At 42.2% G+C, this 24,720-nt stretch carries 20 protein-coding genes; 7 read left to right on the top strand and 13 right to left on the bottom strand.

All coding sequences use genetic code 11. The annotated features are described in order from the left end of the window. Positions 1–20 precede the first annotated feature (20 nt). From KCX82_RS12605 to KCX82_RS12595, 3 genes are read left to right on the top strand one after another with little or no spacing between them, the layout of a single operon-like run. Positions 21–932, top strand: coding sequence for a sugar-binding transcriptional regulator (locus KCX82_RS12605; RefSeq protein ID WP_227018838.1), 912 nt, complete (start codon positions 21–23; stop codon positions 930–932). A 23-nt stretch (positions 933–955) separates the two neighbouring features. Beyond that, positions 956–2,518 (top strand): autoinducer-2 kinase, encoded by a 1,563-nt coding sequence (lsrK, locus tag KCX82_RS12600; RefSeq protein WP_227018837.1) that lies wholly within the window; start codon positions 956–958, stop codon positions 2,516–2,518. 20 nt (positions 2,519–2,538) lie between these two features. Continuing rightward, a complete protein-coding gene (locus KCX82_RS12595) occupies positions 2,539–2,880 on the top strand; it encodes a cupin domain-containing protein (RefSeq protein ID WP_227018836.1) in 342 nt (113 codons plus the stop codon). A gap of 75 nt (positions 2,881–2,955) precedes the next feature. On the opposite strand, the gene KCX82_RS12590 is transcribed toward KCX82_RS12595, so the two are convergent. From KCX82_RS12590 to KCX82_RS12575, 4 genes are read right to left on the bottom strand one after another with little or no spacing between them, the layout of a single operon-like run. Beyond that, positions 2,956–4,338, bottom strand: coding sequence for a sigma-54-dependent transcriptional regulator (locus KCX82_RS12590; RefSeq protein ID WP_227018835.1), 1,383 nt, complete (start codon positions 4,336–4,338; stop codon positions 2,956–2,958). After that, positions 4,313–6,091, bottom strand: coding sequence for a sensor histidine kinase (locus tag KCX82_RS12585; protein ID WP_227018834.1), 1,779 nt, complete (start codon positions 6,089–6,091; stop codon positions 4,313–4,315). The genes KCX82_RS12590 and KCX82_RS12585 overlap by 26 nt, the downstream gene beginning before the upstream one ends. Continuing rightward, positions 6,088–7,518, bottom strand: coding sequence for a sodium:solute symporter family protein (locus KCX82_RS12580; protein WP_227018833.1), 1,431 nt, complete (start codon positions 7,516–7,518; stop codon positions 6,088–6,090). Before KCX82_RS12580 ends, KCX82_RS12585 begins: the two co-directional genes overlap by 4 nt. Next, positions 7,511–7,648, bottom strand: a complete 138-nt coding sequence (locus KCX82_RS12575) for a hypothetical protein (protein ID WP_227018832.1) — start codon at positions 7,646–7,648, stop codon at positions 7,511–7,513. Before KCX82_RS12575 ends, KCX82_RS12580 begins: the two co-directional genes overlap by 8 nt. Positions 7,649–7,908: 260 nt before the next feature. On the opposite strand from KCX82_RS12575, the gene KCX82_RS12570 reads away from it, so the two are divergent. Then, a complete protein-coding gene (locus tag KCX82_RS12570) occupies positions 7,909–9,312 on the top strand; it encodes a hypothetical protein (protein WP_227018831.1) in 1,404 nt (467 codons plus the stop codon). A 4-nt stretch (positions 9,313–9,316) separates the two neighbouring features. Continuing rightward, positions 9,317–9,637 carry a hypothetical protein gene (locus tag KCX82_RS12565; protein WP_227018830.1) on the top strand — a complete coding sequence of 107 codons (321 nt, stop codon included), beginning with the start codon at positions 9,317–9,319 and terminating at the stop codon, positions 9,635–9,637. 95 nt (positions 9,638–9,732) lie between these two features. Here KCX82_RS12565 and KCX82_RS12560 read toward each other — a convergent pair whose 3' ends face one another. From KCX82_RS12560 to KCX82_RS12550, 3 genes are all read right to left on the bottom strand, one after another. Continuing rightward, entirely contained in the window at positions 9,733–11,922 is a 2,190-nt protein-coding gene (locus KCX82_RS12560; RefSeq protein ID WP_227018829.1) for a PAS domain S-box protein, read from the bottom strand. A 280-nt stretch (positions 11,923–12,202) separates the two neighbouring features. Next, positions 12,203–13,129, bottom strand: coding sequence for an AEC family transporter (locus tag KCX82_RS12555; protein ID WP_227018828.1), 927 nt, complete (start codon positions 13,127–13,129; stop codon positions 12,203–12,205). A 153-nt stretch (positions 13,130–13,282) separates the two neighbouring features. Further along, positions 13,283–14,569 (bottom strand): glycosyl hydrolase family 18 protein, encoded by a 1,287-nt coding sequence (locus KCX82_RS12550; protein ID WP_227018827.1) that lies wholly within the window; start codon positions 14,567–14,569, stop codon positions 13,283–13,285. A gap of 246 nt (positions 14,570–14,815) precedes the next feature. On the opposite strand from KCX82_RS12550, the gene KCX82_RS12545 reads away from it, so the two are divergent. Beyond that, entirely contained in the window at positions 14,816–14,974 is a 159-nt protein-coding gene (locus tag KCX82_RS12545; protein WP_227018826.1) for a DUF1540 domain-containing protein, read from the top strand. An 82-nt stretch (positions 14,975–15,056) separates the two neighbouring features. Here the strand turns inward: KCX82_RS12545 and KCX82_RS12540 are convergent, their stop codons facing one another. Further along, the gene (locus tag KCX82_RS12540) at positions 15,057–15,413 is read right to left on the bottom strand and encodes a VOC family protein (RefSeq protein WP_227018825.1); all 357 of its coding nucleotides are present in this window, start codon (positions 15,411–15,413) and stop codon (positions 15,057–15,059) included. A gap of 15 nt (positions 15,414–15,428) precedes the next feature. Next, positions 15,429–17,192, bottom strand: coding sequence for a GGDEF domain-containing protein (locus KCX82_RS12535; RefSeq protein WP_227018824.1), 1,764 nt, complete (start codon positions 17,190–17,192; stop codon positions 15,429–15,431). Positions 17,193–17,429: 237 nt separating this feature from the next. On the opposite strand from KCX82_RS12535, the gene KCX82_RS12530 reads away from it, so the two are divergent. Beyond that, complete coding sequence (locus KCX82_RS12530; protein WP_227018823.1) at positions 17,430–18,017, top strand: 5' nucleotidase, NT5C type; 588 nt, start codon at positions 17,430–17,432, stop codon at positions 18,015–18,017. A gap of 29 nt (positions 18,018–18,046) precedes the next feature. Here the strand turns inward: KCX82_RS12530 and KCX82_RS12525 are convergent, their stop codons facing one another. The 4 genes from KCX82_RS12525 to KCX82_RS12510 all read right to left on the bottom strand — a co-directional run bounded on the left by KCX82_RS12525 (position 18,047) and on the right by KCX82_RS12510 (position 24,541). Beyond that, positions 18,047–20,233, bottom strand: a complete 2,187-nt coding sequence (locus tag KCX82_RS12525; RefSeq protein ID WP_227018822.1) for a PAS domain S-box protein — start codon at positions 20,231–20,233, stop codon at positions 18,047–18,049. A gap of 206 nt (positions 20,234–20,439) precedes the next feature. After that, positions 20,440–21,540: a tetratricopeptide repeat-containing glycosyltransferase gene (locus KCX82_RS12520; RefSeq protein ID WP_227018821.1), complete on the bottom strand. Its 1,101-nt coding sequence runs from the start codon at positions 21,538–21,540 to the stop codon at positions 20,440–20,442. A gap of 4 nt (positions 21,541–21,544) precedes the next feature. Continuing rightward, positions 21,545–22,642, bottom strand: a complete 1,098-nt coding sequence (locus KCX82_RS12515) for a tetratricopeptide repeat-containing glycosyltransferase (RefSeq protein ID WP_227018820.1) — start codon at positions 22,640–22,642, stop codon at positions 21,545–21,547. Between the two features lie 189 nt (positions 22,643–22,831). Then, a complete protein-coding gene (locus tag KCX82_RS12510; RefSeq protein ID WP_227018819.1) occupies positions 22,832–24,541 on the bottom strand; it encodes a BclA C-terminal domain-containing protein in 1,710 nt (569 codons plus the stop codon). Positions 24,542–24,720: the final 179 nt, after the last annotated feature.

The raw sequence follows: 24,720 nt of genomic DNA, 5'->3' as shown, positions 1-24,720 counted from the left end.
TAAAAACAGGAGATAAATTTATGAGTATGGATTATGAACATTCCTTAATGATCAAAGCGGTCTGGTGTTATTACATTGAAGATATGACACAGCAAGCCATTGCGGATCGATTGGGGATCTCCCGCATGAGAGTCATCAAACTGCTGGAAAAAGGCAGAGCAAAAAAATTGATACAATTTAAAATAAGAGCTGACGCTTATCAGCAAACGGAAATCAACAACCGGCTCCAGGAACGTTATTCTTTAAAGGAAGTCGTTCTGGTTCCTTCTATTTCTTATAATATAAACGAAACGGTTGCCAGAGCGGCAGCCATGTATCTGAGCGACCATATCACCGAGGGGGCTTTTATTAATGTAGGATTTGGAGACACCACGTCCCGGACACTTCAAAATCTCGAACTTCCCGAGGATTCCAAAATTTCTTTCGTATCTCTCACAGGCGGAGTCAAACATTATACGGTAAATTCTTTATGCGGCACTTCTGTTGCAGCACGGTATATCGTTCCAGCCCCGCTGCTTGCCTCAACTTCAGAAATGGCTGCGGCCATCCGGCAGGAACCTTCCGTAAAAGATGTATTAGGTTTATCCAATCTTGCCAGCTTTACCATTGTGGGCATCGGTGCCGTCAGTGAGCAGGCTACCGTAGTAAAGGAAGGGAACCTGACAGCCAATGAGCTTTTAAGATTGCAGGCGGAAAGTGCAGTGGGTGATGTTCTGGGTTATTTTGTCAATAAAGACGGTGAAGTTCTAAACCTTGCAATCCACGATAAGCTGATCAGCACTCCTCCGGAGGTTTTGAGCACATTCCCCAACGTCATTGCAGTGGCAGGGGGAATCGATAAAGCGCAAGCCATTGACGCAGTTTTGAAAACAGGTTGTATAAACATTTTAATAACAGATGAAGAAACAGCCAAAGCGGTCTTGGAAATCTAAATCATTTTAGGAGGTAGGATAATATGGCACAATATTTGATGGCTATTGATGCAGGTACAGGCAGCGTCAGGGCGGTACTGTTTGATACAGAAGGCAATCAACTGTATGTTGCCCAACGCGAATGGGAACACAAAGAAGATCCCAGATATCCGGGATCCATGGACTTTGACTGGGTACATAACTGGAATCTGGCCTCAAAATGCCTAAAGGAGGCCATACGGGAAAGCGGCATTCATCCCGAAGAAATTGCCGGCATTGCCACCACCAGTATGCGGGAGGGAATCGTTCTTTACGACGAAGCCGGCCGGGAGATCTGGGCTTGCGCCAATGTAGACGCCAGATCCAACGAAGAAGTGATTCAACTGAAAAAAATATCGGAGCAATTGGAAAAGGAAATTTACCTTCCCTCAGGGCAGACTTTCGCCTTAGGCGCTTTGCCCAGGCTGCTCTGGGTAAAAAATCACTTGCCTGATATTTACGAAAAAACTACCACCATTACCATGTTCAATGACTGGCTCATAGCCAAACTTACGGGCCTTCTTACCTCCGAACCATCCAACAGCTGTACAGCAGGAATTTTTGATCTGAAAACAAGAGCGTGGCTTCCTGAGATTGCACAAAAATGCGAATTAAAAACAGACATTTTTCCTCCTGTCTATGAGAGTGGAACCCGGGTAGGCGAGGTCTCTGCCAAATGCGCGGAAGAAACCGGTCTCGCTGCCGGTACGCCGGTGGTCACCGGCGGCGGAGATGCACAGCTCGGATGTGTTGGTGTGGGCTTGGTAGAACCAAACCAGGGAGCTATTTTCGGTGGAAGTTTCTGGCAGTTTGAATTTAATACAAACGAAGTAAAGACCGATGCCGACTGCAGAGTTCGGGTGAACTGTCATGCAGTCCCAGGGCTTTGGCAATATGAAGCACTGGCATTTTATCCCGGCCTGATCATGCGTTGGTATCGGGATGCTTTCTGTCAAATGGAAGTAAAAGAGGCTGTCGAAACCCATCAGGATCCTTACGATCTCATGAATCGGGAAGCGGCCAAAATTCCTCCCGGAAGCTATGGAATGCAATGCATTTTTTCCGATGTCATGAATTTTATTCATTGGAAACACGCATCTCCCGCTTTTATTAATTTCTCACTGAATGCGGAGAAATTCAATCGATACACATTTTATCGGGCACTTATGGAAAATGCAGCGCTGGTGACGAAAGGAAATGTAGACCTGGTTTACGAAGTCACAGGAAACCGGCCCGATCAGGTGATATTTGCAAGCGGCGCTTCCAAGAGCCCTATCTGGTGCCAGATATTATCCGATGTTTTGGGAATACCGGTTAAGGTTCCTAAAGTAAAAGAAGCAACCGCTCTGGGGGCGGCGATCGTCGCCGGTGCAGGAGTCGGCATTTACGAGAGTGCATCCATAGCAGCAAAAACATTGGTCCAATGGGAAGCCGAATACCGTCCAGACTTTGAAAACCATAAAATCTATCATCAACTTTATGAGTCATGGAAGCAAATCTATAAAGAAAGTTTTAAAATGAGCGATCAAAAACTAACCACCCCTATGTGGGCAGCACCCGGCTTATAAACAGAAAGGAGAATAAAACTATGTACATAATAGACGAGAAGGATCTGGAATATCGGCATGGCGACAGCGGCCCCAAATATTTAATGAAAGGCCCGCGCATGAATTTCGCCATTGTACAGTTTCCTCCCGGTTCGGATTTTAAAAGTCATTATCACAATGTTATGGAAGAAAACTTCTATGTTATGGAGGGAGAGATCGATATCATTGTAGACGGCAAAACCTTTACCCTTACCAAGGGCCAGTTTATCCACGTAGAACCGGAAGAAACACATTATCTCATAAATCATTCCGACAAAGTTGCCCGTTTGGTAGCCACATTGGCGCCTTACCAGGAGTCGGATAAAGTAGAGGTCGATTCATGATCTTGTTCAATCTTTTTTATTACTCCTCCTCACTCAGAAAATGAAAAGGCCCGTCACATTGACCGGGCTTTTTCATTATGATAATAAAAATTTCTCCATTTTTCTTTTCAGCGAAAATCTGCTGATCCCCAGCATCGCTGCGGCCCTCGTCTGATTCCACCCAGATTTTTCAAGAGCTTCCAGCAAATATTCCTTTTCGATCCCATCCATTTTTTCATCCAGAGAAAAATGTTCGTCCTCAATATGATGGGATTCCTGTATGCTTTCCGTGTTTCTCTGATCCCCTTTAAAGTTTTGAATTTCGACAGGCAGATTTTGAACCGATATCCAGGCGTCGTTATGCAGGATCACGATTCTTTCTATCATGTTTTTCAATTCTCTGATATTTCCCGGCCAGGAATAAGACATCAATTTGGTCTTCGCATCCATATCGAATCCCTGAATGGACTTCTTAAAGGAACGATTGAACTTCTCAAGAAAATAATCGGCAATGAGCAGAATGTCCTTTCCCCTTTCCCGCAGAGGAGGAACCTCAACAGGAATGACGTTCAGCCTGTAATAGAGATCTTCACGGAACGTCTTCTCCTTTACCGCCTGTTCCAAATTTTTATTGGTGGCTGCAATGATCCTGATATCAACTTCGATATCTTCCAGACCTCCGATTCTCCGGAACTTTCTTTCCTCTAAAAACCGCAGCAGCTTTGCCTGCATTTCCAACGGAATTTCTCCCAGTTCATCCAGAAATACCGTTCCGCCGTTGGCGATTTCAAGCAGTCCTTTCTTTCTGGAGTCTGCACCGGTAAAAGCATTTCTTTCAAAGCCGAAAAGCTCGCTCTCCACCAATTGGGCCGGAATGGTGCTGCAATTTATTTTCAGTATCGGGGAATCCTTTCGGATACTTTTATTGTGAATAGCGTCAGCTACCAGCTCTTTCCCCGTACCCGTCTCGCCTCGAATCAATACGGTTACATTGTCATTTTCGGATAAAATGTTAATCTTATTAAAAACATCTTTCATTTTATCACTTTGTCCGATCATATTTTCGATGAAAAATTGATTTTGTTTTTCTAAAATCAACAGCTTGTTTTTCATTTTATAATTTTGATAGGCCCGTTCCAATATTAATTTGATTTCTTCCAATTCAAAAGGTTTATTGATATAATCAAAAGCACCTTTTTTAATAGCAAGAACGGCACTGGCGATATCACTGTAGGCAGTCATGACGATAACCTCGATATCAGCGTCGATTTTTTTGATATCGTCAATTAAATCAATGCCATTTTCGGTGCCCAGCCTCATGTCGGTAAGGACGATCTGTGGTTTACAGGAAGTAACGGCTTTCAATGCACTCTGACTGTTCTGAGCCGTTGTCACATCATAACCCATATCCGAAAGACCTGCTTCCAAAGATTTACATATCATCAGCTCGTCATCAATGATCAATACTTTTATCTTCATTTTCAAACCCCCAGTATTCCGGCAAATATACCTTTATTTTTGTTCCGACAGAAAGCTTGCTTTCAATTTCTATCTTTCCGTTGTTCTCCTCTACCAGTTTCGATACCACTACCACTACCAGTCCCAGGCCTGTACCTTTTGCCTTTGTGGTAAAAAACGGATCAAAGATCTTGTCCAGAATGGCATCCTCAATTCCGCTGCCGTTATCTTTAAAATTAATCTGAATATAAGGGATTTTTTCCAGGATAACGGACTTTACCTTGATTTTCAGATGTCCTCCCGGCTCCATTGCTTCAATGGCATTATTGATAATGTTCAAAAATATCTGCTCCGTTTGACTTTTGTCTACGTAGGCATAGAGTGTGGCATCGTCAATCTCCAGCGCTACGGCAATATTCTTTGTTTTGATGCCGTCCTTTGAGAGATCCAAAGATTTTTTAATCAGTTCTTTCACCTTTACTTTTTCCCGAACCGTTAGCTTTGGCTTGGAGAAGTCAAGCAAGTCCGAAACCAGATTGTTAATACGGTCAATTTCGTAGGTAAGTCCATCCAGAAGCTCCACATTGGATTGATCGTTCTGATGAATCTCTCTGTTCTTGATCACCTGAATACCCGTTTTTAATCCGGTAAGAGGATTCCTGATCTCATGTGCCAGTCCGGCAGCAAATTGCCCTACCGATGCCAGTCGGTCTACCCGAACCAGATTGTTTTCCAATACCTTTCTTGCCGTAATGTCGTTGAAGCTGCAGATAGCGCCGTAGGTGTTTCCGTCTTCCTTTTTTAAAAGAGATGTGCTGACATCAATATAAATGCTTTTTCCCATAGCGGTACTGATCGACATGACCTTATTGATTTTCCTTTTATGCTGAATTGTTTTAAGCGTCTGCTGGATCAGTTCATCAAGGATACTGACATCACTGTACTTTTTTAAGATTTCTCTCCCCGACTTATTGATGGATAACAGCCTTCCTCCGTTATCCGTGGTCATAATACCGATGTCGATATTCTTTAAGATATCCTCATTGAACTTTGTCATTTCTATGAGTTTTTCCGTACTGCTGTTGATCTGGTCGAGCATATTGTCAAAGGACTTCGAAAGCACACCGATTTCATCTCGCCGTTGAATATTCACCTTTTCCTTTAAATTGCCCTTTTCTATCCTTTTGCATACTTCGGCAAAATACTTGATGGGTTTCGAAATATGGTGTGCGATGAAAATAATCGACTGCATGGAAAGCACCAGAAAAATAATGGTAAGCAGCAAGGTATATTTTTGTATTTCGATCAATTCTTCCAGAAAAAAGGATTTCTCAATGCCGAAGATAACGGTCCATCCCCAGCGGGGATAGTCGGCAAAGATATATCTCATCTTTTTCCTGTCGAGGATTTTTCTGTCACTGTTTTCCACCTTCGCTTTCAGTTCATCGGTAAAAAACGAAGAATTTCCGATAATATATCCCTGAGAATCAAAAATAGCCATGTTATTGCGTTTTGTACCGGAAAAATACGTCTCTGCTCTTTTTTTCCCTTCTTCCAGAGAAATTCGATCCTCTTGGACTTCCTGATCCAGCATTTCAATATATTGCAGCGATTCATTCAGCAGCATTTCCTGTGTTTTCACCCTGTCATTGAATAACAGCTGATACCCGTTCCAATAGGATACGATACCCAGTATGGTTATAGGCAGGATCGTAAGAATCATAAAGGGAATCAATATTTTATTTTCAATATCCAACCTTAATTTAAATCTCATGATGCCGCTTCCTCTTTATATGTCATTCTGCTCACGATATAAAATATGATAAAGGAAATGAGAATACTTGGCAATACAGGGTGAAGTTCTGTTTTTACGACATCAAAATGGGTTATGAGATACACAACCGCAACGGTGATCATACCTCCGACGGAAGAAAATAAAGCGCCCTCTTTTGTGGCCTTTTTCCAATACAGGCCTCCGTAAAGAGGGCACATAAAGGTCACGGCCACAATACTCCAGATATAGCTTCCGTAGATCAGCAGGGTTTCCATTGGCTGCATGGAAAGAAGCAGCGAGGTGGTCCCGGCAATAAAAATGATAATACGATTCAAATTTAAAAATTTCTCATTTGAAATCGTTTTATGAAACAAATTTAAATAAATATCGTAAGTAAAACTGCTGGATAACAGCAAAAGCTGGGAATTGGCAGTGGATATGGCAGCTGCAATGATGCTGATGAACATGACTCCGCTGATGTAAGAGTAAATTTTTGCGTTCACGATATAAGCAAGGGCTTCATCCACAGAATGAATGGCATCCGCTGCAGGGACCATAACCCGAAAACCCAGGCCGATGATCATTAATCCGAGATATAGCAGGCTCAAAATAAAGGTTGATATGCAGATCATTTTGATTCCTGTAGACTTGTCCTTGGCCGATGTAATTCGGATAATATACTGGGGATTTGCCGCAGTTCCCAAGCCCCAGGCCAGACTGGTGGTAATGATCATCAACGGGCTGAAAAAGCCGTTGGTTGTGGCATCAAGCAAAGCGCCGTCAGAAATTTTCGCCGCTTGACTGTGGATCGCAGTAATGCCCCCCAGATCCAGGAGAACAGTTGCTGCAACCAGCATAATTCCCAAAGACACCAGCATAAAATTTAAGGCATCCGTCTTCGCAACAGAAAACAAACCGCCAAAGCCGGTATAGACAATGAACAGGTAAATTAAAGCAACAGCAATATTATAATTGATATCCAACAGCTCCGAGACCACAATCCCAAAGCCTTTGATCTGAATGATAATATAAAGAATATAGCAGATTACCGTTATAGCTCCGGTAAAAGCCTGATAGTTTCTGCTTTTATATCGAATTCTAAAGTAATCGGATACCGTTACGATGTCGAATTCCTTTATTTTATTTGCTATAAAGATCAGGCAGGAGGCTCCCAGCAGCCAGCCAATGACGGAATACAGGATGGTAGAATAGCCGAATTGATAGACTGATCCGGTTACGCTCTGCATGGATACCGCACTGAAAAGGGTGACGGAGAAGGTGGATACACTGATAAACAGACCCAGGCTGTTGCTTGCAACACAGAAATCTTTAATGTTGTTGGTCTTTTTAAAGCCGCTTTTCCCCCAGAACAAAAGCACGATGGTATAAACGGTGAAGTAAAGCATATAGATAATAACCCTACTCATTTTTTCCCTTCCTCCTTCTGTTTAAAACGAATGCGACAAAGGTCGGAAGAAACGTAGCAATGATATATAAGCCGCCAACGATAATCCAGGTGTCTAAAGGAAGTCCCAAAATCAAAAATTCCTCTTTCATATCATAATCCCTTCTCATTTGTTCCCAAAACAGTATTTTTATCTATTATTAACAGTTAGAACCATTATAATATATAAGAGCGATTTTGAACAGTTGTAATGAAACTGTTCTTTTTTTATGTGCGATTATGCACTCACCGAGAAACAATAGACAAAAACCTTTGAAATTTCAGTAAATTTTACTTTGGCATTGTTCTTGCTGATATCTACTTGTGTGAAACTCACGCAATTATAAGTAATTTTAAAGGAGGAGATTATTTTATGTCAATCAAGAGAGAATATGGTCAGGAACAGCCGCATATCCCCGCAGGACCTTTTAAGATCAGAGTACCTTTTGTCCACTATCGTTTCGAGTTAGCGGACTATTTCCAGGGTCTTCTGATGTGCGCAGTTTGTCTCAGCGCCATTCCCATGCTTCAGGAATATCTGGGCATGCCTTTCGAGGTAGCACTGGCAGTTGTAGCGCTCAATGGAGTATTATATTGTTTGCATGTATTTTTAGGGGATCCGGTGGTACCTGGCTGGGTTACGCCCGCTATTCCTCTGCTTATGCTCTATGTAAGTAATTTTGAGATGGGAGCGGAAAGAGTTCAGGCTCTCATTGCCTTCGAACTGACACTGGGAATTCTTGCAATTCTCTTAGGAATCACCGGTCTCGGAAAGAAAATTATCGCTCTGGTACCCAACGCAATGCAGGCCGGATTGATTCTAGGTTCCGGTTTTGCCGCTGTTATGGTTATTTTTAAAGAGGGTCAGCGTTTTGATACTTTCCCGTTAACCATCTCCATTTGTATCGGTATCGGATTCTACCTCTTATTTTCCAATCATTTTAAAAGTATCGCACAAAGAAACATATTGACAAAGACACTGTCCAACTTGGGAATCCTTCCCGTTATGGTTCTTGCCGTTATCGTTGGTCCTCTGGTTGGCGAAGTGCCCTGGCCTACCATTGAATGGGGAATTTCAGTTCCTGCTTTCGGAACCTTATTCCGAGAATGGACTTTCTTTGGGGTAGGCTTCCCTCCGCTCAGCATGTTCATCAGCGGACTGCCAATGGTTTTCTCATCCTACATTATCCTCTTCGGCGATATGATACAATCTCAGGCTCTGCTGGAAGATGCGGGAAGATACAGACCGGATGAAAAAATCGATTACAATCCAAACAGATCCCATATCATCTTTGGGCTGCGTAATACCATCATGTCAGTACTCGGTCCGGATATCACCATGTGCGGTCCTCTTTGGGCTGCGATGCAGGTAGTTGTCTGCGAACGCTACAAGCACGGTCCGAAAGCTATGGAATCCATCAGCTCCGGTGCCGGTTCCTTCCGATTCGGGACTTTGACCGGTTACTTTATTCTTCCTATCGTAACACTGGTGAAACCGATCCTGGGTGTTGCCCTGGCTTCCACCATGCTGATTCAGGGATATGTATCCGTACGTGTTGGCGTTATGAAGGCGAAGACCTTTAATGACCTTGGAATTGCCGGTGTCATGGGTGCGGTGCTCGCCACCCGCGGTGCTGCCTGGGGCCTTGCAGTAGGTATCATCCTTTGCTTACTGATCCAGTTAGGCAACAAAAAGCAGTATGAAGACTACATCTATGAGAAGCCTTCTGAAAAAACATCCAAGGCTGTTGAAGAAGATGTAGAAGCCACTGCTTAAGAAAATGATAAACGTAGATTCCAATGTAAAAGAATATCTGGAGAAAGCAGGTTCCGACAGTCTGGTCATTGAAATGCTTCCGGATAAAACGAGCGCAGGCTGCGGCTGTGGAAAAACAAAAAAGTTTTATACTCCCTACATAAGACCTGCAAAGCCAAAGGAACAATTTGGCAGAGAATATGAAAAAATAAGTCAGAATGGGTTACGGATTTTTATCAGCAAAATGGCATTAACTGCTGCAGAAGAGATGGTAATGATTTCCATCGAAAAAACTTTGTTTATAAAAAAATTAACCGTTACAGGTATTCCCATCGTCTTTGACTAAAAAACAGCCTCCTGATTTTAAGAATGCAGCAGCAAACTGAGATCAGGAGGTTGTTTTATTACGATCGTGTATTAGGAATTTATGTTATTCTCATTTTAAAATTCCTTACCCAATACTTTTTCTACAAAGATTTTTGCTATTTCAATGTCAAACTGAGATCCGGCATGCTTCCGGATTTCATTCAAGGCCTCTTTCTCGCTCAAATCATTCCTGTAGGTTCGATAGCTTGTCATAGCGTCGAACGCATCGGCAATGCTGATAATTTTCGATTGCAGCGGAATACTGTCGCCCGTCAGCTTTCTCGGATATCCCTTCCCGTCCATCCTCTCGTGATGATACAGCACATACTCGGCTATGGGTGCAAATTCATTTACCGACCTTAAAATATGATATCCGATCTCCGGATGCCGTTTCATGTCAATCCATTCGGCATCAGTTAATTTCCCGTGTTTGTTCAGAAGCTTTTCATCAATTCCAATCTTACCGATATCATGAAGCAATCCTGCTGTTTTCAATTCATTGACGCTATCCTTGCTCATCCCCATCGCCTGGCCGATGGCCTTGCAAATCTCACCTACACGTTCACAATGCAGCTGTTCTCTTTCATTCTTCTGATAGAGCGTCTTTGTGATCACTTTAATGGTCTCATTTCTCATGCTGGTGCTTTCCGACAGCTTATGTCGGTACATGCGGTCCTCAGCATGCATATAGACCTTCCTGATGTCTTCATGAGCTTCTTTTTTTGTCTCCCATCCAAAGGATACGGAGCAGATTCCATGATTCATTTTTTCATTTGCAACAGCATGGTTAATACGCTGTATGATCAGTTCCGCTTCCCAGGAATCTGTCTTTGGAAGCAGAAGCACAAACTCGTCACCGCCGATTCTGGCGATGATATCATCAGACCGGCATTCTCTCTTAATAATTTCGGCTACCCTTTTCAGAAGTTTGTCTCCTGCAAGGTGGCCGAAGGCATCATTGGTCAGCTTCAGCCCGTTTACATCCGCCATAATCAACGTAATCGGCAAATTTCGTTCCTTATCAAGCCTTTTTAGCTCCTCTTCATAAAATCTGCGATTATATAAGCCGGTAAGCTGATCATAATAGCTGAGATATAGAATTTCCTCTTCCGCCTTTTTTCTCGAAGTAATATCTTCTATCATGCATAAATGCCTGGAATAAACAGTTCCTTCCGGCTGAAAAGGAGCAATCGTCATATTCACCCATACAATGGAGCCATCCGCTTTCATATAACGCTTATTCATGGCGAAACTTTCGATCTGCCCTTCTTTTAGCAATTCCAGGCGATAAAGATTTTCCTCGATGTCATCGGGATGGGAATAGGAAATCCAATCCATATTCAGAATTTCTTCCTTCGATCTCCCCAGGATCTCTGCAAAACGGTTATTTAACTGGTAGGCAACCCCGTTATTGGAATCAAAAATTGCGATTCCAAGAGGCGCTTGCTCGAAAATGGTCCGAAACCGTTCCTCACTCTGCTGCAAAGCCTTTTCGGCTAATTTTCTCTCTGTGACATCGGTGATGAAACCTTCGCTGGCAACCAGTACTCCGTCGGCATCCGGAACCCCTTGAGACTGTTCCCAAACCCATTTCCTTTCTCCTGTGGCCGTTATGATCGGATATTCGTCTGTAGATACCAGATCCTGTTCAATATCAGATTTCCATTTATCAAATAATCGACTTCGATACTCCGGTTCAATCAGATCATAATAAGACGGATTCTTATTTAACAGCTCGGGGACCGTATAGCCGGTCAGTTCAAAACACCCTTCCGAAAGAAAAGTCATGGTCCAATCTTCGTCGTTGTAGCAGCGATAGGCCACACCGGGCAGGTTGGAGAGGAGAACGGCTTTGGTTCGTTCACTCTCTACCAGGGCATCATGGGTTTTTTTAAATTTTGTTATATCTCTAGAAAAACCGGTGACTCCGATAATGTTACCATCATTGTCAAATACCGGTTTTTTACATTCTTCTTTATACTTCCCCTTTGGATATTCCGATTCATAATAGCCCAGCGCTCTTCCTGCAATTGAAGCAAAATCACTGGCAACATAGATATCTGCCTCCTCTTTGGGATAGAGATCGTAATCATTCTTGCCGATAATCTCTTCTTTCGGCTTCCCTGTGTAGATCTCAAAATTTTGATTAACGACAAGATAATTGCCGTCTATGTCCTTGTACCAGGTATCAAAGGGCAAATTATTAATTAATGTCTCCAGGCGTGATATGTAAAGGAGTAAATCTTCTTGTTTTGTTTTTTTCATTGCAATCTCCTCAATCGCAGATTTCTTACCCATGTGTTAATCAAAGCTCAGACAACTTATTTAGGGCTTACTACGTCACCTGCCGTTCAGTATCCCCTATTTATTCTTTTACGTATTGGAAAAGGGAGTCCCCAAAATGCGTCAGAACTCCCTACTCATGATATATTCAAATGTATAACGAAGGCTCTTGTTTGTCAATTGCTAATTATTCCATACCTCAAAAAAAAGCATGCATACAATCCAATAAAAAGAAACCAAATGGCCTGTCCCGATAAAGGAACTACGAAATTACTTTCAGCAAAACCCAGATTACCATGGGAACCGTAAGGATAGACAATAAATTGGATAGAATCACCCCTTTGTTAGCCAAAACCGAATCTCCGCCGTAAACGCCTGCGAAGGCTCCGGCAGTCAGTGCGACAGGGGTTGCCATAATGATCACCGGTATCGCCACCTGATATTGATTGAGTCCCATCAGAGGCAACGAAAACAGCAGTACTGCCGGGAAAAGCAGCAGCCTTGCAAAGGATGTCATCCAGATGTCCCTTGGCCTTATGAGATCAGTGAGCTTCGTTCTGCTCAAAGAGCTCCCTACAAGAAGAAGAGCCAGAGGAATGGTAATATTTCCGATCATTTTCAACGGCTGCAAGATAATATAAGGAGGTTCTACATTAAAAAGGAAAAGAATGAATCCCAGTATTGTGGCAAGAAATCCAGGGTTCATCAAAGTTTTCCAGACTGAGAATTTGTTTCCCCTTTTTAATAAGATCACACCATAGGAAAATACCAGTAAATTATAAAACATGTTAAAGGAGGCGGCATAAAAAACTCCAATGCTGCCATAGACGGCGTTCACTACCGGAAATCCCATAAAAGCGGCGTTTCCGAAAATAATCATTAACTGCAGAGTTCCCAATTCACTGTTAGATTTTTTAGAAAGCTTCCGCCATATCTCCAGAGCAAGAATAATCAACCCGTAAATGATACCGGATAGTATGATCAAGGCTATGCTGTTTCGAAACAGTTCCATAGTAAAGGTTTGCATCATAGAAGTGACGATGAGAGCAGGAAAAGCAATTTTAATTGCTATAGATGAAATGACATCCTCTCCGTTAGCCGTTATCACATTGCTGCGGCCGCAAATCCAGCCGATCAGCATCACAACAAATAATGTACCGATTTCAATAAAGATGTTTAAAAAGTTCATGCTGCATACGTTGCTCCTTATGTTATTTATTTAGTATCATATCACGACTTCTTAATAAATCAAAGAAAAACCCAAATAAACCGGGTTTTTCTTTGATGCAATATAGTATCATATCAATACTTTGGGTATTGATATTGGACGAAGGAATCCGGGTTAAGATGATCCTTCCAGTTTTACGATGGTAAAATTATCTGCGAGCAACGCCCAGTTTTCCGGGAAATTATAACCAAGTGCCCAGTAACTGATACCGCCAAGTCCGTATTCTTTTACGACGGCAAATTTAGCCTGTGCACTTCTGGCATCTTCAAACCAAACCTCATGCCACCTTGCCTGATCGTCCTGATAATAATAGAATGGAGATTGTGATGTTTCATCAAACTGGATATTCGCTCCAAACCGGACTGCTCTCAGGATCGCCTCTTCCGCACTGAAGGTTTCCGCTGCCTGACCCTCTACATGGGGCAGCATCCAATCCCGCGCATAAATCTCGAATCCCAAGAAGATTTTCTCTCTCGGAATGACGGTAACAGCATAATCCAAAACCAGTCTAATCTGGTCAATGGGAGAAATGGCCCTTGGGGGGCCCAAACGATAACCCCATTCATAGGTCATGAGGATGACAAAGTCCATAATTCTGCCCTGTGCTTCATAATCATGAGCTTCGTATAAAAGCCCCGGCTGCCCCGCATAGGTTTTCGGAGCAAGGGCACTGGATATGAAGTATCCTTCCGCATGGAGACGGTCTGCAAGGATCTGGCAAAACCGATTAAAGGCTTCCCGATCCTCGGGCAAAACGGCTTCAAAGTCTACATTCAGACCTTGATATCCTTTTTCTCTCATGATGGTCAATACATTGTTAACCAGATTCTCCGTCAGCTGCGGATCATTCATTACGACATTGGCCGAATTGCTTCTGCCGAAGGTTTCCGATGTGAAATTGGTGATGCACATCATAGGGACGATGTCATTGTTGATTGCCGCTTCAATTGCTGCTTCGTCGTCTATCGGGGTGAGATCCCCATTATCCTGCATGACATAAGCAAAGGGAGTTAAATAGGTAAGATACCGTCCAACTCTGTCTACAATAGAAGCAGCAAGTCGCCCCAATCTATAAATATACGCGTTTACCCTGATCTCCGGTCTCTCTTTTGGAGGAATATTCAGCATTGTTCCCGGATAAATGGCCTGCCCTGCAGTCATATCATTTGCTTCCAAAAGGGCCTGTAAGGTCACCCCATACCGCTGGGCGATCATATAAAGGGCTTCGCCTTCCAAAACAATATGTACTGCCGGATTTGAAGGGATTACAATAGACTGACCTATGGTCAGCTGGTAGGGGTTCGGCACGGTGCTGATCTCAACAATGTCATCCGGATTCACTTGATAATAGGTGCCTAGCTGCCAAAGGGTCTGCCCTGGCTTCACAATATGAATGAACATAATATTACCTCTTTTCACTATTTATAATATTTTATTCCATGGAAGTCAGAGGGTTACAAAATAGTTTCCATGGCAGACAGAGGTCTACAGAATATTTTATTCAATAGCAACGAGAGGGTTACAAATATTATGGAAGAAAATAAATTCAATTTTTAACAAAACAATAGATTCAGATAATATTTTTAATAAGAATCCTTTCTTGAGAAACAATAATTCTATATATATTATGAAAGGAGTATTTAAGACATGAGAAAAAATTCAAGCATTGGATGTTCTGTATCTGAATGTAAATTTCATTCTAAAGATGAAAATTTTTGTACTTTAGATAAAATTGAAGTTGTTAAGCATTCACAAAAAGCGGATACCGTTGAGCACACTGATTGCGGAAGCTTTAAAAGAGACTAAACTGATCAAGGATATTTCTGAAACAAAAAATTGTACCGCATAAGGGTACAATTTTTTTTCAATATAATGAAAAGTTCTTCCGTTAAATAGTCTCAACAAACTGGATTTTAACTCCGCTTGGATCTAAGATGAAGAAAAATTTTGTATGAGGATTCGGCTGGAAAGGACCGCTGTGCAATGCAATCTGCTGTTCTTTCAAAAATTGTATTTTTTCATCAATGGACGGTACCTCAAAGCCTAAGGATATATCTTGTCCGATCTGAGGTTTCTTACCATTGCAAATAAGTTCAATCTTCGTCTCTTTATCTCCCAGGAAAGAAATCTGAACTTCAGGCCCGGCCTGAAAGCTTTGAATGAATGGAAGCCCAATAATATTTTGATAAAAATTCAGAGATTCCTCCATATCATTTACCGTTATTGTAACCCAGCATAATTTCATAATATCATCTCTCCTTTATAGTTTATTCTGTTCTTTTTTCTCTGTTGGATAGTGTTTCGTTTTCGCAATTTTCTTCAGTCCCGCCAACATTTCCGTTAATTCAAAGACATTTCGGAACATTTGCGTTTGATTGCTGACAACTACGATTGTCAGTGAAATTAATGGAAACTGTTCTATTTCATTCCTCCTGTTCGTCGTTGATATAAAACCATTTTCCCGGTCTGTCTGATTGTAATAGTTCAGGACTTCATTTTCAAACTTCAGAATCATATCCTTGAAAAAATCTTCATTAACATGATCATTTAAGACAACAACAAAGTCATCTCCGCCTACATGCCCCACGAACTGCTCTGTGTTCAAAGAACTTCTTAAGATATCAGCCAAAAGCTTAATAATCAAGTCCCCTTTTTCAAAACCATAGACGTCATTATAAGCTTTAAAATTATCGATGTCAAGATAGGCAACACTGTACTTCGAAGAACAATTCAAGCATTGGTTTAGTTTTTGTTCGATAATTAAATTACCAGGCAAACCGGATAGCGGATTCTGATGTTTTGCTGCGGAGATTTCAATTTCCGTAGTTTTTTGCAGCAAGTCTTTAATGGTAACAACCCCCATGTAATGATCCTTCTCCGTTATAACAATAAAATCATACAATTTATCATTTGATCTTGCCATGGCAGCTGAAGATACTATACTTACCGGCGTTTTATAATCAACTGACAAAAAATTTTTATCCATCAGATGGGAAATGGGTTTATTCTGATGCAGGGCAAAACCATAATATCCGCTTAGTTTTAGAGCAAGCTTTTCCTGGTTTATGATTCCTACCGGAACATCGTGATCCACTACACAAAGACCTGCGCAGTTGGGATTTTGTTTGAAAACTTCGTATACGTTGGGAACCGTTTCGTTAGGAGATATGGTACCTGCATAGGTACAAAGATTGGATATGTAGATATTGGAAATATAGCTCTGAGTGGTATGATTTTTCTTGAAATTGATTTTGTATAGGGTCTGGAGGACATCCTGGCTAAGATCATGAATTTCTGCATCCGGCTCCTGAATAAAATATCCCTGCCCAAACTGGACTCCAAGATTGATAAGAGTTTCCATCTCCTCAAAGGTTTCGATACCTTCCGCGATAAGAGATATGTTTGATACTTTGGAAAACTCCACCATGCCCTTTACCAAAGCAAATTTCAAGCTGTCTTTATCAATATTGGAAATCAACTTTCGATCCAGCTTGATATAATTTGGATTCACATCACTGATCAGGTTCAAACCGGAATAGCCCGCACCTGCATCATCGATGGCAATTTTGTAATCCTGCCCTTTATAATGATTGATGGTAGCTCTGAATCCGGTCATATCGGTAATGACATTTCGTTCCGTTATTTCAAAAATAACATTGTTGGGTACTATTTCATACTGAAGAAGAAAGCTCTTTGTGAATCCTTTTTTAAAGTTCTCATCATGCATCGTGTTAGGATTTACATTGATGAACAGTTTTTTACTATAAGGCGGTATCATAAATTTATAGGCAGCTTCCAGCGCGGTAGTTCTGCAGAGCAGTTCCAAATCCCACAATCGGTTATATTCCGATGCCGCTGCAAACAGCATGTCCGGATTTTTTATTTCACAGTCGCAGGTGATTCGGCTCAGGGCCTCATGTCCTAAAACGCTTCCATCCCGTAATGAGATAATAGGCTGAAAAACAGTTCTGATCTGCTTCTGTTCAATAATGAAATCCAATGCTTCTTTTTTTCCATCTGTCATAATGATCACCTATATTTCTATCATGATTTCTATCTTTTCTACTCTTTCTGGCTACAGTATATACAAGCTTTGTAAAGAATGGGTTACTTCCTTGTAAATTCCAGGTTAAGTTCTATTTCTGTAATCACAACAGGCACCTGTCAGGAAATCTTTTTACACAGGTTTTACATAAGCTTAATCCAATCAATATATTTCAAAGCTATAATGAAATTGTAAAAATCAAAAGGAGGAAAAAAAATGAAAAAATTAAATTTGTGTATCGACATTGACGGTACCGTAACAGAACCCTATTACTGGCTGGCCCGCGTAAATGATTACTTTAAAGCCAAGCTTGAGCCAAAGGATGTCACCCTTTATGAAATCCATTCGCTTTTGGGGATTGAAGAAAAAGAGTATGACGAATTTTATCAGCAATATGGTGAACTGCTCCATAAAGAAGCAAAGATAAGAAATGGTGCACAAAAAGTAATCAGCAGATTATTCGATCATCACGAAATCCATTTTGTAACAGCCAGGGAAGAAAAAATGAAAGAGGTCAGTTTGGAGTGGTTTGTCGGCTACAAAGTTCCAATGGATTCTATTTCACTGCTTGGGACTCATAATAAAGTCGCTAAAGCCGAAGAACTGAATTGTGACATTTTTATTGAGGATCGATATGAAAACGCCATTCAATTGGCCGAAGCAGGTTTTTATGTGCTTCTTGTTGACTGCAGCTATAACAAAGGCATCCTGCCCTTTAACGTGATACGGGTAAAGCATTGGCTGGAAATTGAAAAGCTGGTCCAGAAACGAGCCTTTCATCTTACTGAGGAGAAACCGGCTTAAAGTCTGAGCCTGTACCCGCTTCCCCTCAATCAAATCGTATGCCATTTTCGTTTTAAGATCTTTTCTACAAAAATTCTTGCTATTTCCGGGTCGAACTGCCTATTGACATTGGCTCTCAGCTCTTTGATTGCCTCACGGTCACTTAATTTGGGTTTATACGGATGTGTATTGGTCATCGTATCATAAGATTCCGCAATGGTTAAAATTCTGGTCTGCAGCGGAATTTGACCTTCCTTCAGCTTTCGAGGGTAACCGTTGCCGTCTAATCTTTCATGATGAGAAAGGACGTATTCCGAAATGGGAACAAATTCATTGGTTGATCTTAAAATTTGATATCCGATCTCCGGATGTCTCTTCATTTCAGCCCATTCCAGATTGGAAAGCTTTTCAGACTTATTCAGAATTCTTTCGCTGATTCCGATCTTGCCGATATCGTGGAATAAGCCCAGAAGACTCAATTCATCCACAGCATCAGTATGAAGCCCCAATACCATGCCCATATCTCTGCATAATTTGCTCACTCTCTCACAATGCCCCTGCTCTGCAGCATGCTTTTCATATAAGCTCTTCGTAATTAACTGGATCGTCTTGCTTTTCATGCTTGAGCTTTCCAGAAGTTTCTTTCGATACATGAAATCTTCTGCCTGAACAAAGACCTTATTAAAATCTTCTTCCGGCTTCATTTTGCTGGCCCATCCAAAGGACACCGACAAGACAACTTTCTCGGACTTTTTGGAATAAAGGGATGCCTGAATGCGGTTTACAATTTTCTCGGCATGTACGGAATCTGTCTGGGGAAGCAAAATAATAAATTCATCTCCTCCGATTCTGGCAATGATATCGTCAGCTCTGGAATTGCTTTTTAATATTTCAGCAAAATCCTGAAGTAGTCTGTCCCCCTCCAGATGTCCAAAAGCATCATTGGTCAGCTTCAATCCATTTACATCTGCAAGAACCAGCGTCATCGGTAGGTTTCGTTCCGTATCCAGCCGCTTTAATTCCTCTTCATAAAATCTCCGGTTATAAAGCCCCGTCAGCTGATCATGATAGCTTAAATAGATAACTTCCCTCTCCGATTTTTTTCTTTCTTCAATATTCCTGCTGACCCCTACCACTTCAATTTCACCTTCGGGATTATATCTGAATTTCATCGAAACTTCAACCCAGATCACACCGCCTTTTTTACTAGGCTGTTGGATTTCATGAATCGAGTATTTCTGTGTTTCGGGGTCTCTGATAAATCCTTCCTTGTTTCTTGCAATGGCCTCCTGTATCACAAGCAAAGAATTCGGAGTCATAGACTTTTCCAGTGTTTCGCCCATTGCCTCTTCCGCGGTAATACCTCTTAAGCTGTAAACAGAGGGACTGATATAAGTGAACTTTTCCGTGCTGACATTGAAAACCCAGATAACATCGGAAGCATTTTCCGTCAATAACCGATACTTCTCTTCACTGGTTTTTAAAGCATCCTCCACTCTTTTCCGATCCGTAATATCCACCAAAAAGTTTAAGGATGCAACTTCTCCTTCCCAATCTATTTTTATGGAGTTCATCTCAACCCAGCGGACGCTCTCGTCTTTTCTGATTAATTTAAAGGTGTTAATAGAAGGAACAGGCTCTCCGTTCAGCCTTAATCTATAGTTGAACAAGATCTGCTGCCTGTCTTCAGGATGAACAAAATGCAGGAAGGGAGTCGTTAAAATTTCATCCATCGGATATCCCGATAAGATTTCAGCCATAGGATTGCATATTTTTACATGCTCATTCTGTACGACTAAAATAGTTTCAACGGCATTCTCGAATAAAAGCCGGTATTGTTCCTCGCTTTTTCTTAATAATTCTTCGGTTTCCTTTATGGTTTCTTTTGTTATATCAATAAAATATGTAATAAAATAATATTTTTCCGGGGAGTAAACTTTAATCTTATACCAGCGTTTTAAGGTAGGTGAATATTCTTCAAAGAATTTACTTCCTCCGTAAATTGCGATTTCTCCGCAGGATTTTATCCAATTCCTTTCTTTCTCCCCTATGTTTGGAAGCAGCTCGGAAATTCTTTTTCCTGGAACATCCCGTAACCCGGTAAGAAGTTCAAAGGCCGGATTGATTTCGATAAACTCATAATCATAGGGGTGACCGCTGTCATCACACAGAATCTTATGATAGGCATATCCCGCCGGAGATTCTATCATTATAGATTGATAAAAAGTCTCTTTCATCACAATCTAACCCTTCCTACTCTACCTTCCTGACTGCTTGTTTCAAAATTTAATCTGATATTAGGAATTATATCAGCTTTTCTTTATTTGTATACCCTTAATTTATACATGAAAAAGCCACTTTAGAACAAAGGTCCCAAATTTATTCTTTATAAACCTGGGAAAAACTTCATAAGTGACTTTTCTATTTATGACTCCTATAGCTTCTATATAATTGTCTTTGCCTTGCACTTTGCTTCCACTAATAATAAATTACCCTGAAGACGTTTATCCTCCGGATGGTAAGCCAATGCAGCCTTTGCGTGCTGAAAGGACCGTTCATACATGCCGAGGTAGTAGCTGCTGATGGATGCCAGATCATCCGGTGTATGATCCCAGCAATACCCCATATTTACATACACCAGGGACTTTTCCTTTATATTCAGAGCCTGGTCTGTCATAAAAAATACCATTTCCCAATTTTTTAGCTGATATGCCATCTTCGCACATTCAATATAAGGCTCCCTCATATGCGGGCATTCCGCTATGGCTTTATAGTACCAGCATTGTGCCTCCGTATGATTGGAGAGGGAGAAGTAAGATTTTGCAATCCATCTCATGGACGCACACCTTTCTTCTTTCCATGTGCAGGATTTTAAATTAAGATGTTTTTTTAAAGTATCGATACACTTTTGCCACATCCCTTTGTACATATATTCCCGTCCCAGATAATATACAGCCCTGTCATCTTCCGGATACTCTTCCGCACCCATCTCTAACAGGGGCAGATAAGACCCCCTGGATTTCGACGCATCAGGAAAATGGTTCAGAACCATCCCTGTAGCATATACAATTTTTTCAGGAGTTTCACCTACATAGCGAAGGCACTCATGTACGGGATATCTCCATACGTAGCCTTTACGGGCATGTGCTTTAAAATAATTAAATTGGATATCAGGAGTTCCGTCTTCCTTCAAACTCCAGTTATATAAATATTTGGCCATTTTGGTGTTGGGCTGCCATGCATCTTCAAGGCATTTTCTCCAGCCCGGCTGGAATACTTCATCCAGATCTGTGCATACACAGATATCTACGTCAAGAGGTACATGATCCAGCGAAATATTTCTCGCTTTATCAAATCTCCATGGTTTGACTTCATCAACATATACGACAGCTCCTTTTTCCCGAAGTCTTTCCACCGTCCCATCATCGGAGCCGGTATCCGTAACCACAATGAGATCTGCCTCCCTCATAGATTCCATCCATCGATCTACAAAGCCCAATTCATTTTTACAAATGGCATAGACACAAACTTTATATCCAGACAAATCATCACCCCATATTTTCCTTCAACTTTAAGCTAATAAGATGAAGATTATTCTTCAACCTCTCATCATTCGGCGCAATTTCACAAGCTTTTTGAGCAAATTCATAGGATCTTTGATATAACCCCAAACGATAATGACTAATGGCAGCAAGATCATAGAGGGTATAATCCCAGGACTTTGGATCTGTCAGATAGCTGCCCGTTTTTGTATTGATTTTCAGTGCTTCACCGGTCATGAGAAAGACAAGAGGCCAGTCGTTTTCCAAATATCCCAGCTGGGCCATGTTCAGATAGGGCTCTCTGATAGAGGGACATTCTGCAATGGCCTTATAAAGCCAGCTTCTTGCCTCTTTTTGATTTCCTTTTTTTTCATAGCATTTTGAGATAAATCTCATAGCCGCACATCGTTCCTCTTTCCATAGCGCAGTGGGCATTTCCAGGTATTTCATCAGTGTTGAGATGCTTTTATCATGCTCATTATAATACATATATTCTCTGCCCAGCCAAAACATCCCCCTGTCATCATCAGGATTTTCCTGAGCTGACAATTCCAATAAAGGAAGATACTGACTTCTTGGTTTTGAGAGATCAGGATAGTGATTCAATACCATACCGGGAACCCAAACCGTATGGTCGTGAAGTTCTCCATTGTAAGATAACACTTCATGAACCGGGTGCACCCAGCGAAATCCATTTCGGCAGTGAATTTTCTCCATTGGGTATTGTTTATTGGGCGTACCATCCTCATGATAACTCCAGGTAAAAAGGTATCTGGCACGGGTACATTGCGTTGTCCAAACTGTTTCCAATTTTTCTCTCCATCCTGCTTCAAATACCTCATCCAAATCATTGGAAACACAAATATCCATAGCTTCGGGAATATGATCCATTGCCCGATTCCTTGCTTCATCAAAGCGCCAGGGTTTTATGGTTTCCTCATATACGACAGCGCCTCGGTCGCGCAGTTTCTTAACAGTAGAATCCGTTGATCCTGTGTCGGTAACCACCACCATATCTGCTTCACTTACAGCATCCATCCATCGATCAACAAATTGTTCTTCATTTTTGCATATAGCATAAACGCATATTTTAAACTTATTCAAGTACATTCTCCTTTGTCATGTTTATAATTACCCTCATACCAATATATGTACTGTCTGAAGACCTTGATACTTCCTAATTTTGATCCACCAGTCAGAGGTTTTCCTATACAAAATAAAAGCGCCCGTTATCCTGTTAGAGATAACGGGCTTGTGCCTGTAAAAGATGATTCTTAGCTTAAAGATTGCTCACTAACCAAGTTCAATTAAATTGATCTGTGCTCCGACTCCGGGATCTAAATCCATGACAAATGGGGTTGCGGAATTGTTTCTTAAAGAGATGGTGACTCCTGCAGTGAGAGACAGAATTGCCGTTCCAGAGACTTCACCGGTTGTTGTCAAAACGTTAATATTCGTGGAGGGCTCTACGGTATCTCCCACAGCAAGAGCAATGGCAGAACCCACACCTGCTGTAATATTAATACCATAGTCAATTTGATAGTCGGCAGTACTGGGAACGGTAATCGCTGCATCTCCGGCAGTATGAGTTACCCCGCTCAGCGGACCGTTGTCGCTGAAAAGCACATCACCACCGCCGGCTACCGTTTCGTTTCCTGCTCCATCGGACAAATGGTATACATATCCGAAGGTTGTTACCCCTGCTCCTGCCGGTCCGGTATCTCCGGTAGGACCAGTCGGGCCGGTATCTCCTGTTGGGCCGGTAGGACCGGTATCTCCGGTAGGACCAGTCGGGCCGGTATCTCCAGTTGGACCGGTAGGGCCAGTATCTCCTGTTGGGCCGGTAGGGCCGGTATCTCCTGTTGGACCGGTAGGGCCGGTATCTCCGGTAGGACCGGTAGGGCCGGTATCTCCTGTTGGGCCAGTCGGGCCGGTATCTCCTGTTGGGCCGGTAGGACCGGTATCTCCTGTTGGACCGGTAGGACCGGTATCTCCTGTTGGACCGGTAGGGCCTGTGTCGCCTGTCGGACCGGTGTCCCCTGTTGGGCCGGTAGGACCGGTATCTCCTGTTGGACCGGTAGGGCCTGTGTCGCCTGTCGGACCGGTGTCCCCAGTAGGACCAGTATCTCCAGTAGGACCAGTATCTCCAGTTGGGCCAGTATCTCCAGTAGGACCGGTATCTCCTGTTGGACCCGTGTCTCCAGTAGGACCAGTATCTCCTGTTGGACCCGTGTCTCCGGTTGGACCCGTGTCACCCGTCGGTCCCGTGTCTCCGGTAGGACCAGTGTCTCCTGTTGGACCTATATCTCCGGTAGGACCGGTGTCCCCAGTAGGACCAGTATCTCCTGTAGGACCGGTGTCTCCAGTAGGACCAGTATCTCCAGTAGGACCGGTGTCTCCAGTAGGACCAGTATCTCCTGTTGGGCCTGTGTCTCCTGTTGGACCTATATCTCCGGTAGGACCAGTGTCTCCTGTTGGACCTATATCTCCGGTAGGACCAGTATCTCCTGTCGGGCCGGTATCGCCGGCAGGACCGGTATCTCCTGTTGGGCCTGTGTCTCCCGTCGGACCCGTTGGGCCTGTTGGTCCGATTTCTGGGACATCATCCTCAACCACCACAAGGGTGGCAGTCAATGGCACAATTGGAGAATAAAATACCGTAGCGGTACTTGCGTTAACTAATGATACCGTGACTGGGGCTGCAACAACATCAATGATCCCGATTCCTGTTACTTCACTTGTTTTAACAGGTGAATTGCCTAACAGGAAATCCCCCTGAGAGGAGGACAATGCAAATACGGCTCCATTTGTCGAAAATGATGATTGGGTTGCAACCCACCAATTGATAACATATCTTCCTGCTTCATTGAAAGTAATTACTCCAGTTACATTATTGTAGCTGATATTTCCAGCTGAAAAAACCGTTTGTTCAAATATTACATTTGCACCGACAGCTACTGATCCAGCACTGATACGTTCAATTTGAAGCGCTATATCACTCATAATAATTCTCCTAACTCGTTTTTGAGAGCGGTACAGAACCGCTTTTTCACTGGTACATCCTAGTATTGCATCTTGTTTTGTTTTAGCTATGCCTTAAGAGCATGCATCATAATATAATATGTATCTTCATATTTGTTGTTACCGCCGTTATACTTTATAAGGGATATCTGAAAAAAGCT

The sequence above is a fragment of the Sinanaerobacter chloroacetimidivorans genome, from assembly GCF_018128545.1.
In the GTDB taxonomy this organism is placed as follows: Bacteria; Bacillota; Clostridia; order Peptostreptococcales; family Anaerovoracaceae; genus Sinanaerobacter; species Sinanaerobacter chloroacetimidivorans.
Note: the sequence above shows the minus strand (reverse complement) of the source record. Positions and strands in the feature narration are given on the sequence as shown.

Bases quoted from the DNA above. Each gene is read 5' to 3' on its own strand.
- KCX82_RS12540 (WP_227018825.1), bottom strand. From the start codon at position 15,413: ATGAAATTATGCTGGGTTACAATAACGGTAAATGATATGGAGGAATCT.
- KCX82_RS12570 (WP_227018831.1), top strand. From the start codon at position 7,909: ATGTCAATCAAGAGAGAATATGGTCAGGAACAGCCGCATATCCCCGCA.
- KCX82_RS12585 (WP_227018834.1), bottom strand. From the start codon at position 6,091: ATGAGATTTAAATTAAGGTTGGATATTGAAAATAAAATATTGATTCCC.
- KCX82_RS12525 (WP_227018822.1), bottom strand. From the start codon at position 20,233: ATGAAAGAGACTTTTTATCAATCTATAATGATAGAATCTCCGGCGGGA.
- lsrK (WP_227018837.1), top strand. From the start codon at position 956: ATGGCACAATATTTGATGGCTATTGATGCAGGTACAGGCAGCGTCAGG.
- KCX82_RS12565 (WP_227018830.1), top strand. From the start codon at position 9,317: ATGATAAACGTAGATTCCAATGTAAAAGAATATCTGGAGAAAGCAGGT.
- KCX82_RS12550 (WP_227018827.1), bottom strand. From the start codon at position 14,569: ATGTTCATTCATATTGTGAAGCCAGGGCAGACCCTTTGGCAGCTAGGC.
- KCX82_RS12590 (WP_227018835.1), bottom strand. From the start codon at position 4,338: ATGAAGATAAAAGTATTGATCATTGATGACGAGCTGATGATATGTAAA.
- KCX82_RS12545 (WP_227018826.1), top strand. From the start codon at position 14,816: ATGAGAAAAAATTCAAGCATTGGATGTTCTGTATCTGAATGTAAATTT.
- KCX82_RS12555 (WP_227018828.1), bottom strand. From the start codon at position 13,129: ATGAACTTTTTAAACATCTTTATTGAAATCGGTACATTATTTGTTGTG.
- KCX82_RS12575 (WP_227018832.1), bottom strand. From the start codon at position 7,648: ATGAAAGAGGAATTTTTGATTTTGGGACTTCCTTTAGACACCTGGATT.
- KCX82_RS12580 (WP_227018833.1), bottom strand. From the start codon at position 7,518: ATGAGTAGGGTTATTATCTATATGCTTTACTTCACCGTTTATACCATC.
- KCX82_RS12560 (WP_227018829.1), bottom strand. From the start codon at position 11,922: ATGAAAAAAACAAAACAAGAAGATTTACTCCTTTACATATCACGCCTG.
- KCX82_RS12530 (WP_227018823.1), top strand. From the start codon at position 17,430: ATGAAAAAATTAAATTTGTGTATCGACATTGACGGTACCGTAACAGAA.
- KCX82_RS12605 (WP_227018838.1), top strand. From the start codon at position 21: ATGAGTATGGATTATGAACATTCCTTAATGATCAAAGCGGTCTGGTGT.
- KCX82_RS12595 (WP_227018836.1), top strand. From the start codon at position 2,539: ATGTACATAATAGACGAGAAGGATCTGGAATATCGGCATGGCGACAGC.
- KCX82_RS12535 (WP_227018824.1), bottom strand. From the start codon at position 17,192: ATGACAGATGGAAAAAAAGAAGCATTGGATTTCATTATTGAACAGAAG.
- KCX82_RS12510 (WP_227018819.1), bottom strand. From the start codon at position 24,541: ATGAGTGATATAGCGCTTCAAATTGAACGTATCAGTGCTGGATCAGTA.